This is a genomic window from Luteibacter sp. (assembly GCF_035539195.1).
Classification (GTDB): Bacteria; Pseudomonadota; Gammaproteobacteria; order Xanthomonadales; family Rhodanobacteraceae; genus Luteibacter.
In genome coordinates this window covers 1-16,420 of record NZ_DATLIW010000002.1, presented here as the reverse complement: position 1 = coordinate 16,420, position 16,420 = coordinate 1, and the positions used below count along the sequence as shown (strand labels likewise).

General features: G+C 65.8%; 3 protein-coding genes. All 3 read left to right on the top strand.

Annotated features, from left to right (window positions below):
• The first annotated feature begins 740 nt into the window (after positions 1–740).
• Complete coding sequence (locus tag VM621_RS00385; RefSeq protein ID WP_325467012.1) at positions 741–962, top strand: MbtH family protein; 222 nt, start codon at positions 741–743, stop codon at positions 960–962.
• A gap of 119 nt (positions 963–1,081) precedes the next feature.
• A complete protein-coding gene (fabD, locus tag VM621_RS00380) occupies positions 1,082–4,330 on the top strand; it encodes an ACP S-malonyltransferase (protein WP_325467011.1) in 3,249 nt (1,082 codons plus the stop codon).
• 36 nt (positions 4,331–4,366) lie between these two features.
• On the top strand, positions 4,367–16,420 hold a 12,054-nt coding region (locus VM621_RS00375; protein WP_325467010.1), incomplete at its 3' end, for an SDR family NAD(P)-dependent oxidoreductase.

The window sequence follows — 16,420 nt, the reverse complement described above, 5'->3', positions numbered from 1 at the left end:
GACCCGCTTCAGCGGCGATGCCCCATGTAGGAGCCGATTCATCGGCGATGCCCCATGTAGGAGCCGCTTCAGCGGCAATGCCCCATGTAGGAGCCGCTTCATCGGCGCTGCTCCATGTGGGAGCCGATTCATCGGCGATGCTCCAACCGGCGCAAGCAAGCCTCCCACTCTCCCGAGCATCCCCCGCGCCTTCCACGCACCCAGCCCCATCACCGATCACCGTGGTAGCGGCCCTCGAGAAATTATCGCCAGCGACATACGGCTGCGCCTTCAACACGTGGTCGAAGTAGCGCGTGCCTGCCTCGGCCTTCTCGCGGTGCATCGTCCCCCAACGGTGTCGGATGGTGGCCTTCTCAACCGGCGCGACGCCGGTGAGCGATACGCTTTTCCGCCACGTCCTTGCGATTTAGTGCCGTGACACGCGTCGCATAAAAGCAAGTGAATTGCCGTATTTGCATGGTGTTTGCCGAATTCGCGTGTGTGAAGTTCGCAAGAACTTGCTGCTTGCAAAGCCGTCGCTCTTCTTCGAAGAATAAGAACGTCAGGGGAGCAGCGGCGCAGTCCTGAAGCGCGCCGATTCGTGAAGGGATTCAGGGGTGGCACTGCCAACAAAGCGACATGATTCCGGCGGAACATGGTTCTCGCGGCAACCGTCATTCCTATCAAGTCATCGTTTCCATGTAGTGATGCGCCAATCGCATGCCATCGCGATTGCGGCTTTCGTTTGCAGAGGAGTACGCATGTCTACCAGTGTGAGTCCGTCAGAAGCGACGTACGAAGTGGTCGTCAACCAGGAAGGGCAGTATTCGATCTGGCCGGCACCCAAGGCGTTGCCCGAAGGCTGGACGAAAGCAGGCAAACAGGGTCCGAAGGACGCCTGTCTCGCCTTCATCAGCGAGGTCTGGACCGACATGCGTCCGCTGTCACTTCGCCGCCAGATGGAGTCCATGCCGCCACATTAGTGGCGACGCGGTAGCAGGTTGTCCGCACGCCCCCGGGGGGAGTGGATGCGCGGTATGCCATGACGTCCGGTTCGCGTCGCGAACTGGAGGCGGACTCACGGCCCGGTACGGATACGTTTGTGAAGACCATCCTTCTTTTTGCGGGACAGGGATCCCATCACTTCCAGATGGGGCGGGAGTTGTTCGAGCGCGATCCCGTGTTTCGTTCCACCGTGCTTCACCTGGATAGCCTGCTGCAAAAGCATGGCGGCGAGTCGGTGGTCGGCGTCGTTTTCGCCGATGGCAACGTTCGCGAGTTGGCGTTCGACCGCCTTCTGCACAGCCATTGCGCCATCTTCATGGTGGAGTACGCGCTGGCGATGTCGCTGATCGCGCGAGGCGTGCGGGTCGACCTCGTGTTGGGCGCGAGCCTTGGCGCTTTCGCCGCCGCCGCGGTGGCGGGCTGTGTCGACCCCGAGACGGCCTTGTCGGCCGTTGTCGCGCAGGCGCTGGCGGTCGAGGCCCACGGCGAGGCCGGCGGCATGATCGCGGTGATGGGTGAGCCGGAAAACTACCTCACGCCCGAGTTGCTCGCCTTGTGCGAGGTGGGAGCGCGCAACTTCGCCACGCATGCGGTCCTCTCTGCGCCCGAAGCGAACCTCGTTGCCGTCGAGGACCATCTGCGTCGGCAGGGCCTGGCATGCCATCGCCTTCCGGTCAGGTATGCCTTCCACTCGCGCTGGATAGACGGCGCCAGGGAACCGTTCGCGCGATTCCTTCGCGGCATGCCGCTTCGACGAGGCGCGCTTCCTGTGGCTTGCTGTGCCACTGGCACGGTCTCCGACGCTCTGCCGGAAGATCACTTCTGGTCGGCTGTTCGTGATCCGGTTCTCCTTCTCAAGACGCTCGAACTGCTCGAATCGCAGGGCAGCTATCGCTATATCGATGTAAGCCCGGCCGGAACGATGGGGACGTTCCTGAAGTACGCCTTGCCGGCAGAGTCGACCTCCCGGATTCACCACGTCATGTCGCCTTTCGGAGGCGACATGGTTCGTTTGGCCGCGCTGGAGCCACGCAAGATGAAGGCAGTCATTTTTCCCGGACAGGGTTCGCAGTTCAGGGGTATGGGCAAGGATCTCTTTCCGCTGTTCCCGGAAGAAGTCGGGCAGGCATCCGAGATCCTCGGTTATTCGATCGAAGACCTCTGCGTCAACGACCGCCAGGGGCTTCTTTCGCAGACCCAGTACACCCAGCCGGCGTTGTTCGTGGTCAATGCGCTGCATCATTATCGGCAGCGCGCGCAGCAGCCCGATATGGCACCGGACTTCTTCGCCGGACACAGCCTTGGCGAGTACAACGCCTTGCTCGCCGCCGGAGTGTTCTCGTTCGAGACCGGCGTGCGCCTGGTGAAGAAGCGCGGCGAGCTGATGGGCAAGGCCAGCGGCGGCGGCATGGCGGCGGTGCTCGGTGTGCCGGCCAGCGAGGTCAGGGCCATGCTCGACGAGCACGGCCTGACGAAGATCGACATCGCCAACTTCAACACGCCGACCCAGACCGTGATCGCCGGCGACAAGGAAGCGCTCGCTGCCGCCACGGACCTGTTCGCCCGGATGGACGTGCGCTGCGTCACCTTGAACGTGAGCGCACCGTTCCATTCGCGGCACATGCAGGCTGCCCATGCGGAGTTCGCGGCGTTTCTCGACCAGTTCTCGTTCGCCGCTCCCGAAGTGACCGTCATCGCTAACGCGACCGCGCGACCCTACGACGGCTCACGCGTTGCCGAGACGCTCGCCAGGCAGATAGCCACGCCGGTGCAGTGGGTGGACTCGATTCGCTATGTGATGGGGAAAGGCGATATCGAGTTTCATGAAGTGGGCGCCAGTGTCCTGTCGAAAATGGTCTCCGAAATACGCCGCACCGAAGCGCCGATCGTGGAGGACGCGCCGTCGACGCGACCGTTGGATGGCATGGCGCGCTCGGAGTCTTCCATCGAGCCAGCGGTCGGCCCGGCTCCGAAGGAGGCATCGACGGCGATCCCCGCGACGTCGCTCGGCAGCCCTGTATTCCAGCGCCGCTTCGGACTCAAGTACGCCTATATGGCGGGCGCGATGTACCGCGGCGTCGCTTCGGCCGATCTCGTCATCCGCATGGGCAAGGCCGGACTGCTGAGCTTCTTCGGCGCCGGTGGCCTTTCGCCGGCGAAGATCGAGACGAACCTCGTCCGCATCCAGGCCGAGCTCGCGGCGGGGCAACCCTACGGTATGAACCTGTTGGCGAACTACGAATACCCGGCCAGGGAGGAGGCAGTGGTCGATCTCTACCTCCGCCATGGGGTGAAGAACGTCGAAGCCGCGGCCTTCATGCAGATGACGCCCGCCCTGGTCAGGTTCCGCTTGCAGGGCTTGCGCATGAACGAGCGCAACGAACTGGTCTGCGACCACCGGATCGTGGCGAAGGTGTCGCGACCGGAGGTCGCCACCGCTTTCATGAGCCCGGCGCCGCGCGCCATCGTCGAGAGTCTTCTGGAACGGCGTCAGATCACGCCACAGCAAGCGGAGTGGTCGCAGCGCGTTCCGGTCAGCGACGACATCTGCGTGGAAGCGGATTCGGGCGGACATACCGACGGCGGTATCGCCGCCGTCATGCTGCCGCCGATGCTGCGCCTGCGTGACGAGATGCAGCGTCGGCACCGCTATGCGGAGCCGATATGCATGGGCCTGGCAGGTGGCATCGGCGGTCCCGAGGCTGCGTCGGCGGCTTTCCTGCTCGGCGCCGATTTTATCGTCACCGGTTCGATCAACCAGTGCACGGTGGAAGCCGGCATGAGCGCCGATGGCAAGTCGATGCTCCAGGAGATGGATATCCAGGACACCGAGTACGCGCCGGCAGGCGACATGTTCGAGATGGGCGCTCAGGTGCAGGTGCTGAAGAAGTCGGTGTTCTTCCCGGCGCGTGCGAACAAGCTGCTTTCGCTCTATCGCCATCATGAGAGCCTGGACGATATCCCGGCCCGGACGCGGCAGCAGCTGGAGGGTACGTTTTTCAAGAAGACGTTCGATGAGATCTGGCACGAGACGGCGGGGTACTTGCGCTCGGCACAGATGGAGCACGAGGTGGCCAAGGCCGAGGCGAACCCGAAACACAAGATGGCCCTGGTGTTTCGTTGGTACTTCACGCACTGCACGCGCGTCGCCATGGAGGGCGCCGGAACCGATCGGGTGAACTACCAGATCCACACGGGGCCTGCTCTCGGCTCGTTCAACCAGTGGGTCAAGGGCACGGAGCTCGAACCGTGGACCAACCGGCACGTCGACGACATCGCACTGAAAATCATGGAAGCCGCGGCGGATCACCTCACGCGGTCGTACGCCCGCTTTCATCGCCATTGATGCCACTCGAAGCACGCATACAGGAAAGGCTCGCTCATGAAAGATATCGCCATCATCGGCATGTCATGCCGCTTTCCGGGTGCGGAGAACTATGCGCGCTTTTGGGAAAACCTCAGTAGCGGGTTGTCCAGTGTCGGCGAGGTTCCGGAGGGCCGCTGGGATCGCGACGCGTTCTATTCCCGTGACGTGCGGGAAAAGAACAAGACGATCAGCAAGTGGGGCGGTTTCGTCGATGGGGTGGAGTACTTCGACGCCGACTTCTTCGGCGTATCGGCCCGCGAAGCCGAAGTGATGGATCCGCAGCAGCGGATCATGCTGGAGCAGGCGTGGAACTGCTTCGAAGATGCCGGATACGACCCGGCGGTGTTCAGTGGAAGCAATACCGGCGTCTATATCGGGGTGTTCAATTTCGACTACAGGGACCATCTCGGTCGCGAGCTTGAGGCGATCGAGGGGCATGTATCGACAGGTACCCACACGGCGCTCATTCCGAACCGGATCTCGCACTTCCTCAACCTGCACGGCCCCAGCCTGCCGATCGATACCGCCTGCTCGAGTTCGCTCGTCGCCCTGCACAAGGCCGCGCATGCGATCCGCCGCGGCGAATGCGACCACGCGTTGGTCGGCGGGGTGAGCGTGCTATGCAGCCCCACGCATTTCATCTCCTTCTCCAAGACCGGCATGCTCTCGCCGGACGGCAGCTGCAAGAGCTTCGACGAACGGGCCAATGGATACGTGCGCGGCGAGGGCGCGGCGATGTTGCTGCTCAAGCCGCTGGACAAGGCCATCGGCGATAACGACCGAATCGTCGCCGTCGTGCGCGGTACGGCGATGAACCATGGCGGCCACGCACGAACGGTGACCTATCCCGGTTCGCTCGCGCAGTCCAACGTGGTTGCCGAGGCGTTGCGGCAAGCCCGGGTTCCCGTCGCGACGGTCGGCTACGTGGAAGCCCATGGCACGGGCACGCCGAAGGGCGATCCGATCGAAGTCGAAGGACTCAAGCTGGCCTTCGCGCGGGTGGCCGAGGAACGCGGCGAAGTGCTTGCCGAACATGCCTGCGGTATCGGCAGCGTCAAGACCAATATCGGTCACCTGGAATCGGTCGCCGGGCTGGCGGGCCTGATCAAGACGGTGCTGTGCATGAAGCACCGCATGTTTCCGCCGCTGGTGCATTACCAGAAGCTCAATCCACGCATATCGTTCGACGACAGCCCGTTCTTCATCGTCGACACGGCGCAGCCCTGGCCTGCGTTGCCGGGCGAGGAAGGCGATTTGCCGCGCCGTGCCGGCATCAGTTCCTTCGGTTTCGGTGGGGTGAATTCCCACGTGGTGGTCGAAGAGCATGTCGAGCCGCCGCGCGTGGACGTGGACGCATCGATCGGCCCCGAGCTCATCGTCCTCTCCGCGCGCACGATGCCGGTGCTTCGCGAGCGGGCGCGGCAGTTGCTCGCGGCGATGTCGACGCCGGACCTTCGTGCCTGTGCGCTCGGCGACCTGGCCTATACGTTGCAAGTGGGTCGCCAGGGTATGGCGGTACGCCTGGCCATGGTCGTCGACTCGTTCGATGCACTGCGATCGGCGTTGGAAGGATGGGTCGCCGGTGCCTCCCAGCCGGAGATCGTGTTCACCGGTGAGGTGGGCCTCGACCGCGTCGACGCCGCCGCCTCGGAGCTTGCAGGAGACGACCTCGTGGCCGTCGCCCGGCGTTGGGTCGTCGGCCATGGCGTCGACTGGGCCGCACACTACGACGCAGGCGCACGCCGTCGCCTTGCCTTGCCGACCTATCCCTTCGTCAGGGAGCGGCACTGGGTGGAAAGGAAGGTGGGCGAGCGGACGACCACGCAGGCTGCGATTCATCCCCTCGTTCACCGCAATACCTCGACCGCCTCGGGTCTGCGCTTCAGCAGCCGGTTCACCGGCGCCGAATGCTTCCTTGGCGACCATGTCGTCCATGGCCAGGCGACCTTGCCGGCCGCCGCCCAACTCGAAATGGCCCGTTGCGCGATGGCCCATGCCGTCGTGGATGCGGACTACCGGCTGAAGGACGTCCTTTGGCTTCGTCCCGTTACGGTAGGCGTCGAACCGAAGGACCTGCATATCGCGCTGTTCCCCGAGAACGATGGCGCCTTCAGCTTCGAGCTCTACGACGAGACCGACGGCGACGACGCGGTCGTCTACGGCGAAGGTTCGTTCGCCGCGGTCGGAAGCCGCGTGCCCGTGAAGCCACATGACCTGGTGGAGCTGCGTCGGCGATGCGTCCGTTCGCACAGGGCGCACGACGCTTGCTATACGCTCTTCGATCGTATCGGTCTTGCCTACGGTCCCGGACACCGCGGCCTGGCCGACCTGTTCGTCGGCGAGGATGTAGCCGTGGCGCGCCTGACGCTTCCCGCGTCGGTCATGTCGTCGAGTGCCGAGTACGTGCTCCATCCCAGTATCGTCGATGCCGCCCTGCAAGCGACGATCGCCTTCGAGGCCGACACGACGGACGCCTGGAACGACCCGGTCGCCGTGTTGCCATTCGCGCTGGGGTCGCTGGACGTGCTGGCCCCGGTCACCGGCGATACATGGGCCGTGATCCGTCGTCGTGCTCGGCACGTGTTCGATATCGACCTGTGCGACGAGGCGGGAACGGTCTGCGCGCAACTCGGCGACTTCGTCGTCCGCGCCAGCGCCGTGGCTTCCGTCGACGAGCCGGCGAGGAAGGCCTTGCTGCGATCCGAATGGGTTCCGCAACCCGTCGCCGGTGGGGATGCGACGCTTCACGCGAGCCACTTGGTCATGCTTTGTGACAGCGCAAGGGCTTTCCGCCCGGATGCGTCCGAGGTGCTGTCGGCGCTTCCCGGTGCGAACTGCGTCGTCGTCGAACCTAGCGAGTCCCTCGCGAACGTCTATGAGTCTGCAGCGAACATCTTGCTCGCGCATCTGCAATCCGTAGGCGGCCGGCCGGGTTCGCACCTGGTCCAGATCGTCGTCCCCGCGAGCGGGCCGCTCAGCCCGATGGCGGGCCTCGCCGGCATGTTGCGCACGGCGCGCCGGGAGAACCCCGACTTGCTTGGCCAGATCGTCCACGTGGACGAAGGACAGGATGTCCTGCAGGCGCTGCGCGAGAACCGCGATAGCCCGGTCACCGAGATCGCCTACCGAGACGGTGTGCGTGAGGTTGGCATCTGGACCGAATGGCAGCCACCGACCGATTCGCCATCGCCCTGGAAAGCGCGGGGTACCTACCTGATCACCGGCGGCGCGGGCGGCCTGGGTCTGATCGTCGCACGCGACATCGCGATGCGAGCGCCCGGCGTCAGGCTGATCCTCACCGGGCGCTCGGCCTTGTCCGACGCGGCGCGGCAGAGCATCGCCGGCCTCGAAGCACTCGGTGCGTCGCTCACCTATCGCCAGACCGATATGAGCGACAGCGCGGCGGTGACGGCCCTGCTGCGTGAGATCGATGCCGGTTCCGCTGGCCTGAATGGCATCGTGCACGCGGCCGGCGTTCTGCGCGACAGCTTCCTGTCGCGAAAGACGCCCGAGGAGCTTCGCGATGTCTTTGCCGCCAAGGTGGCCGGAACGCTCCACCTCGACGAAGCGAGTCGCGACCTGGCGCTCGACTGCTTCATCTGCTTCTCGTCGACCTCGGGTGCACTGGGCAACGTAGGCCAGGCCGACTACGCGGCAGCCAACGCGTTCATGGACGCGTTTGCCCGGCATCGCGCCACGCTGGTCGGGTGTGGGGAGCGTCGCGGACGCACGCTTTCCATCGACTGGCCGTTGTGGGAAGACGGGGGCATGCAGGTCGACGCCGCCACGCGCCGACGCATGGCGGAGGAAACCGGACTGATTCCCCTGCGCAGCGCGACAGGTTGCACGGCACTCGGCGAAGCCCTGGCAAGTGGCCTGCCGCAGGTGCTCGTCGCCGAGGGCGACATACGTCGCTTCAAGAGCAGCCTGTCCCCGGTCGCGCGACCGGTCACAGAGGTATCGACGGCGACGCCGGCCATGCCGTCCGATGAATTCCGCGAGAAGGCGGTGCGCTATTTCATCCGTCTGCTTTCGACCACCCTGAAGCGGCCGGCTCATAGTATCGACGCGCGCGTGGCGATGGAGGCGTACGGTATCGATTCCATCCTGGTGATGGACCTGACCCGCGCGCTCGAGCAGGTCTTCGGTCCGCTTTCGAAGACGCTGCTGTTCGAATACCAGACCATCGCGGCCCTGGCCGGGCATTTTCTCGAGCAGCACGCGGGCCGCCTGGCCGAGGTGCTGGGAGACACGGCGCCGGACGCGCGGCAAGAGACCCTGGCGACCGAGGCGCAGCCCGAGGTCGCCGCCGCTGTCGTGGCGCACCGGCGCCCCCGCTTTGGCAGCGATTCGCGCGGCCCACGGGAGGAACCCCGTTCGCGCATGGCGAACAAGAGCTCCGACCCCGGCGATGTCGCGATCATCGGCGTGGCCGGCCGCTACCCACAGGCGCGGAACCTCGAGGAATTCTGGGCGAACCTCAGCCAGGGCAAGGACAGCATCACCGAGATTCCGTCCGAGCGTTGGGACTATCGGCTTTACTACGACGAAGATCGTGCCAAGCCTGGCAAGACGTATAGCAAATGGGGCGGCTTCATCGACGGCGTGGATCGCTTCGATCCGCTGTTCTTCAACATCTCCCCACGCGAAGCCGAGTTGATGGATCCGCAGGAGCGCTTGTTCCTCGAATGCGTGCACGCGACGCTGGAAGACGCCGGCTACACACGTGACAACGTAGCCGACGATGGCAACGTCGGCGTGTTCGTCGGCGTGATGTATGAGGAATACCAGCTCTATGGCGCCCAGGAGCAGGCGAGGGGGCGTCACCTGGCGTTGTTGAACAGCTCGGCGTCGGTGGCCAACCGCATCTCGTATTTCAGTAACTTCCACGGCCCGAGCATGGCGCTGGACACCATGTGCTCGTCGTCGCTCACGGCGATTCACCTGGCCTGCCAGAGCCTGCGCGCGGGTGGCTGCGAGGTCGCGATCGCCGGCGGCGTCAATGTGTCGATTCATCCCAACAAGTACCTGATGCTCGCCCAGGGCAAGTTCATTTCCGGTAAGGGCCGCTGCGAGAGTTTCGGCGAGGGCGGGGAAGGCTACGTACCGGGCGAGGGCGTGGGCTCGGTGCTGTTGAAGCCGCTGGCCCAGGCGATCGCCGATGGCGACCACATCTACGGTGTGATCAAGGCCACGGCGGTGAACCACGGCGGCAAGACCAACGGTTACACCGTGCCCAACCCCAACGCGCAGGCGAAAGTGATCGAACAGGCCCTGCGCGAGGGCGGCATCGATGCGCGGGCGGTGAGCTACATCGAAGCTCACGGCACCGGCACCAGCTTGGGCGATCCGATCGAGATCGCCGGTCTGGCGAAGGCGTTCCGCCACTGGACCCCGGACACGAGGTTCTGCGCGATCGGTTCGGCCAAGTCGAACATCGGCCACTGCGAGAGCGCGGCCGGTATCGCCGGCGTGACCAAGGTCCTGCTGCAGATGAAGCACGGGCAACTGGCACCGAGCCTGCATTCGAGCGTACTCAATCCGAACATCGACTTCGACGGCACGCCGTTCGTGGTCCAGCAGGATCTCGCGCCGTGGCCGCGGCCCGCGCATGGCACACGCATCGCGGGAATCTCTTCGTTCGGTGCCGGCGGCGCGAACGCGCATGTGGTGATCGAGGAATACGTGGCGCCCGCGGTGTCGACTGTCGCGCGTGGTCCGGCGCTCGTCGTGTTGTCCTCGCGCCACGAAGATCGTCTGCGCGAGCAGGTGCAACAGCTGCTCGCCGCACTGGCGAGCAACCCCGAGATCGCGCTCGCCGACCTTGCATACACCTTGCAGGTTGGGCGTGAGCCCATGGAAGAACGCCTTGCCTTGGTCGTCGATTCGGTGGCCGCGTTACGCGAGAAGCTGTCCGCCTACGCGGCGGGCGATACGGTCATCGACGATCTCTATCGCGGTCAGGTCAAGAAGAACAAGGATGCCCTCGCGGCCTTGAGCCATGACGAGGACATGGACGACATCGCCCAGGCGTGGATCGCCAAGGGCAAGTTCGGCAAGTTGCTCGACCTGTGGGTCAAGGGTCTGAGTGTCGACTGGCAGCGCTTGTATGCCGGAGACAGGCCGCGTCGGATCAGCCTGCCGACCTACCCGTTCGCGCGCGAGAGGTACTGGGTAGCGGTCGCCCCGGCAGCGATCGCGACGTCGGATGCCGCGGAAAGCCTGCATCCGTTGTTGCACCGGAACACCTCCGACGTTGCCGGGTTGCGCTTCAGCACGCGGCTGGGCGGCAGTGAATTCTTCCTCGCCGACCATGTCGTCCGCGGTGAGCGGATGCTTCCCGGCGTCGCTCAACTGGAGATGGCGCGGCAGGCCGCACGCCTGGTCATGGGCGATGTCGACAGCCCATTGTCGCTCAGGCACGTCGCCTGGATCCGCCCGGTGACCGTCGGTGCCGACGGCCTCGAGCTGCACATCGCTCTTTATCCCGAAGAGAGCGGCGAGATCGGTTTCGACCTCTATAGCGAGGAGGAAAACGGCGATATCGTGACCTACAGCCAGGGCTCGGTGCTGCCTGTCGAGGCGATCGGCGACGATGCCATACCGGCGCACGACCTGGCCGCGCTTCGCTCGCAATGCGACGCCGTCCACCTGGCCGCAGCGTCATGCTACGCGTTGTTCGAAAACCTCGGGCTGCATTACGGCCCGGCATTCCAGGGTGTGGGCGACATGTACATCGGCGCGGACCGGGTGCTCGCGCGCATCGCGTTGCCGGCGTCGGCACCCGCGAACGGCTTTGTCTTGCATCCGAGCCTGCTCGACGCGGCCTTGCAGGCGACGCTCGGCTTGCAGGTGCCGGCGACGAAGGATGCGGCCGCCGCGAGCGTGATGCTGCCCTTCGCCCTTGGCGGGCTCGAGGTATTCGCGCCTTGCACGGACGCGATGTGGGCCTTCGTGCGGCCCAGCGACGGTAGCCTGCCCGGTGATGCGGTGCAGCGACTCGATGTCGACCTCTGTGACGAGCAGGGTCGCGTCTGCGTGCGTTTCGCCGGATTCAATCTCAGGGCATCGGCGGCGACGCCGGTCGTCACGCCGCGCAAGCCGTCCCGTGCCGTGTCGCCGGCGCCCCTGCTGCTGGAGCCGACGTGGACGGCGGCGGCGCCCTCCGCGGTTGCCGACGCCGGCTACGCCAGCCATGCCGTGGTGCTATGCGACGTGGATGTCGTCGACGGCGACCCGCTTCCGGAAGCGACCTGGCTGAGGCCCGCCACCGGGCCCGATCTGGCGCATCGTTTCGAAGCGGCGGCAGGCGCACTCCTGGAGCACCTGCAGTCACTGGGTAGCCGCAGCGGCAGACACCTGATCCAGGTAGTCGTTCCCGCCGTGGGGCCGGGCCAGGTCATGCGCGGCCTGGGCGGCATGCTACGCAGCGCACAACGCGAGAACCCTCGCATCGTCGGTCAGGTGATTGCCGTCGAATCCGGGCAGGACATCGTTCGACTCCTGCGCGAGAACCTTGGCGACAGCGCCCATGACGTGCGCCATGTCGGTGGCCGGCGCGAGGTATCGGCCTGGGCCGAGCGACTGCCGCCATCGGAGGCAGCGCTGCCGTGGAAGGCCCACGGCGTCTACCTCATCACCGGCGGCGCGGGCGGTCTTGGCTTGATCTTCGCGCACGAGATCGCGAGCCAGGTTCGTCATCCTGTGCTCGTCCTCACAGGACGCTCGCCGCTCGACGAAACGATCAAGGCGAGTATCCGCCGCCTTGAAACGCTCGGTGCCGAGGTCCGCTATCACGCGGTGGATGTGACCGACGCGGCGGCCCTTGGCGAGCTGGTCCGTTCCATTCCGGAGGACTTCGAAAGTCTCGACGGCATCATCCACAGCGCAGGCGTCGTTCGTGACAGCTTCGTTGCCCGGAAGACGCGCCAGCAGCTGCACGAGGTGTTCGCCGCCAAGCTCGCCGGCACGGTGAACCTCGACGAGGCCAGTCGCGAGATGGCGCTGGACTTCTTCATCTGCTTCTCGTCCATCGCCGGGGCGTTGGGCAACGTGGGGCAGGCCGACTACGCCGCCGCCAATGCCTTCATGGACGCCTTCGTGCACCACCGTGCCGCCCAGGTCGCACGGGGCGAGCGCCACGGCCGCAGCCTTTCCGTGAATTGGCCGCTATGGGATGAGGGCGGCATGCAGGCCGACGCCGCCACGCGCGAGATGCTGGCCCGGCAGTGGGGCATGCATGCGCTCGCCACCGAACCCGGCTTGCTGGCCTTGCGGCAGTCGCTGGCCAGTGGACTGAGCCAGGTGATGGTGATCGCGGGCGATGCGGCGCGTATTCGCGAGACCGTGATGGGCGAGGTTCGCCACGATGCCATATCGGCGCCAGCCACGGTGTCGGCGATGCACGATCACCCTGCGTCCGCGCAGGACTTGCCCGTCCAGGTCAGGCGCGCGCTCACCGCGATGGTCTCGTCGCTGATCAAGGTCAAGCCGGAGGATATCGACGGCGATACGGCGCTGAGCGAATACGGCTTCGATTCGATCTCGTTGACCGAGTTCAGCAACGCGCTGAACCAGCAATATCGGCTCGCGCTCACGCCGACCATCTTTTTCGAGTACCCGACGCTCGACGGACTGTCTGGCTATCTGGCACGCGAGCACGCGGCGGTGTTCGCGGTGGCGAAGGGCGACCGCATCCCGGATCGCGATGTCGTCGCGGCTTCTCCCGTCCTCACACGCGCTCGCATGCGCGGGGCGCCGCGCACCCGCACGCGGCCCGCGAACGAACCCATCGCGATCATCGGCATGAGCGGGCAATTCCCGCAGGCTCGCGACATCGACGCCTTCTGGCAGAACCTGCTCCACGGCAAGGACTGCATCGGCGATATGCCCTCGGCACGCGACGACTGGCAACGCTGGCACGCCGAGAGGGCGCCGGACGGCGCGGCCGATCGCGTGACGCGCGGTGGCTTCATCGATGGCGTGGACGAGTTCGATCCGATGTTCTTCGGCATCTCGCCGAGGGAGGCGGAGCTGATGGATCCTCAGCAGCGCCTGATGATGATCCACATCTGGAAGGCGCTCGAAGACGCCGGCTATGCTGGCCCGTCGCTTGCCGGCAGCGACACCGGCATCTATGTCGGAACCATGCCCAGCGGCTACGGCAGCCTGGTCAGTCGCGCCGGCACGGCGATCGAAGGCTATTCGTCGACGGGTGCCGTCGCCTCCGTCGGTCCCAACCGGATGAGCTACTACCTCGACTTCCACGGACCGAGCGAGCCTGTGGAAACGGCGTGCTCCAGTTCGCTGGTGGCACTGCGCCGCGCCGTCCTCGCCATCCGGCGTGGGGACTGTGCGATCGCCGTCGCGGGCGGTGTCAATACGCTGGTCAATCCCGAACTGCACATCAGTTTCGGCCGGGCCGGCATGCTCAGCGAGGATGCGCGCTGCAAGACGTTCTCGCGCGATGCGAACGGGTACGTGCGTGGCGAAGGTGTCGCCATGCTCGTGCTCAAGCCACTCTCGGCCGCCGAGCGCGACGGCGATCCCATCCACGGCCTGATCCGCGGCACCGCCGAAAACCATGGTGGTCGTGCCAATTCACTGACCGCGCCGAACCCGCAGGCGCAGGCGGCGGTGATACGACAGGCGCATGAGGATGCCGGCGTCGATCCACGCACGGTTGGCTACATCGAAGCACATGGCACAGGCACCCCGCTCGGCGATCCGGTGGAGATCAACGGTCTCAAGGCCGCGTTCAAGCAGCTTTATGCCGGTACGGCCGGCGGCGATATCGGCGCGCCGCATTGCGGGCTGGGGTCGGTGAAGACGAACATCGGTCATCTGGAGCTCGCTGCCGGCGTGGCCGGCGTGGTCAAGGTGCTGTTGCAGATGAAGCACGGCACGCTGGTCGAGAGCCTGCACAGCGAACACCTCAATCCCTATATCGACCTCGCCGGCAGTCCTTTCTATGTCGTACGCGAGACGCGGGAATGGGCGGTCGCACACGACGCGACCGGACGTCCGCTACCTCGCCGGGCGGGCGTCAGTTCGTTCGGCTTCGGCGGTGTCAACGCGCACGTCGTGCTTGAGGAGTACGTCCCGCCGGTACCGCTAGCGAGCGCCGCACCGGCGAACGGCCCGGTCGCCGTCCTGCTGTCGGCGCGTAGCGAGGAGCGCGTTCGCGAGCAGGTGCGCGAACTCCTGGACTTCGTGTCGCCGCCGCACGCGGGGGCGCATGCCGACCTGACCGAACTCGCCTATACGCTGCAAGTCGGCCGGGAGCCGATGGAGTACCGCATCGGCATGACGGTGAGCTCGAACGGCGAGCTGCGCGAGAAGCTCGCGCGCTATCTGGCCGGCGACCGGACGATCGACGGCCTGTACGCGGGCCGGGCCGGGCGCGACAAGGATGCGACAGACGTGGTCGCGACCGACGGCGCCATGAGCCACGACGTGGGCCGCCTGATCGAGCGCTGGGTCGAGGGCCACGAGATCCCGTGGGGCGACCTGTACGCCGGCCGGAAGCCGCGGCGTATCAGCCTGCCGACGTATCCCTTCGCCAGGGAACGCTACTGGGTTGCCGCCGCGAACGGCGGCTTGCGTACGACATCGCCGGCGATCGACCGGCTGCACCCGCTGGTTCAGCGCAACACATCGAACCTGGCGGGTCCGCGCTTCAGCAGCCACTTCGACGGCAGCGAATTCGTTCTTGCCGACCATGTCGTTCGGGACGAACGCGTGCTCCCGGGCGTCGCCCAACTGGAGATGGCACGTTTTGCCGTGAGCGAGGCCATGGGTGGGGAGGCCGGGATTCGCCTGACGGACATCGTCTGGTCGCGCCCCGCCGTGGTGGGTGCGGGCGGTAGCGATATCCATGTGTCGCTGCATCCGCAGGACAACGGCGATGTCGCCTATCGGATCCACTCCGGATCCGGTGACGACGAGACCGTGCATGGCCGTGGCGTGGCGACGCCGATCGGAGCCCTCGTCGCGCCCGAGAGGCACGACCTCGCCGAGCTTCGGCAAAGATGCGTTCGCGGGCATGTCGCCGCCGAGCAGCTCTATGCCACGTTCGCCGCGCTGGGACTGCACTACGGTCCCGGATTCCAGGGTATCGACGAGCTGTTCCCGGGTGACGGCCTGTCGCTGGCTCGCGTGACGCGGCCAGCCTCCGTCGCCTCCGCGAGCGATGCCTACGTACTGCATCCGAGCGTTCTCGACGCCGCGCTACAGGCTTCGATCGGCCTGGCCCTGGACCACGGATCGCAACCGCCGGGTCTGATGCTGCCATTCTCGCTGGGCTCGTTGGAGATGTTCGCCCCTTGCACGGCGGCGATGTGGGCCGTCGTCCGACCTTGCATCGACTCGTTGGAGAATAAGACCTCCCGCACCGTCGATATCGATCTTTGCGACGACAGCGGGATGGTGTGTGTGCGCATGCGATCGCTGACGTTCCGCGCTACGCGCGCCGCCGAGGCCGAGAGTGAGCCGGTGCCGGGTCCGGCCGCGGTTGCGGCTGTCACCGGTTCGACGGACGAGGCCGCCGATCTCCTCGAGCGAGCCACGCGCTATTTCGTGCGCTTCCTGTCTTCCACCCTGAAGCTGCCCACCCAGCGGATCGATCCGCTGGCACGTATGGAAAACTACGGTATCGACTCGCTGCTGGTGCTGGACCTGACCCGTTCGCTCGAGAAGACGTTCGGACCGCTGCCGAAAACCTTGTTCTTCGAATACCAGACGATCGCCGCGCTGAGTGGCTATTTCGTGCAGCAGCACGCCACGGCGATGGCGGCCTTGCTGGGCGAGCGCCGGGCTGTTGCGTCGACGGTGAGCGTCCCGACGGCAACGCGCTCCGCGTCGCCGGCCTATGCGAAGAAGAGCAGCCAGGTCGGCCAGGTCAGGGCCGAGATCGGTGAGATCGCGATCGTCGGCGTGGCCGGCCGCTATCCGCAGGCGCGGAACCTCGAGGAATTCTGGGCGAACCTCAGCCAGGGCAAGGACAGCATCACGGAGATTCCGTCCGAGCGCTGGGACCACACCCTCTACTTCGACGAAGACCGCAGCAAG

Coding starts and splice junctions, on each gene's coding strand:
- VM621_RS00385 (WP_325467012.1), top strand. CDS start 741: ATGTCTACCAGTGTGAGTCCGTCAGAAGCGACGTACGAAGTGGTCGTC.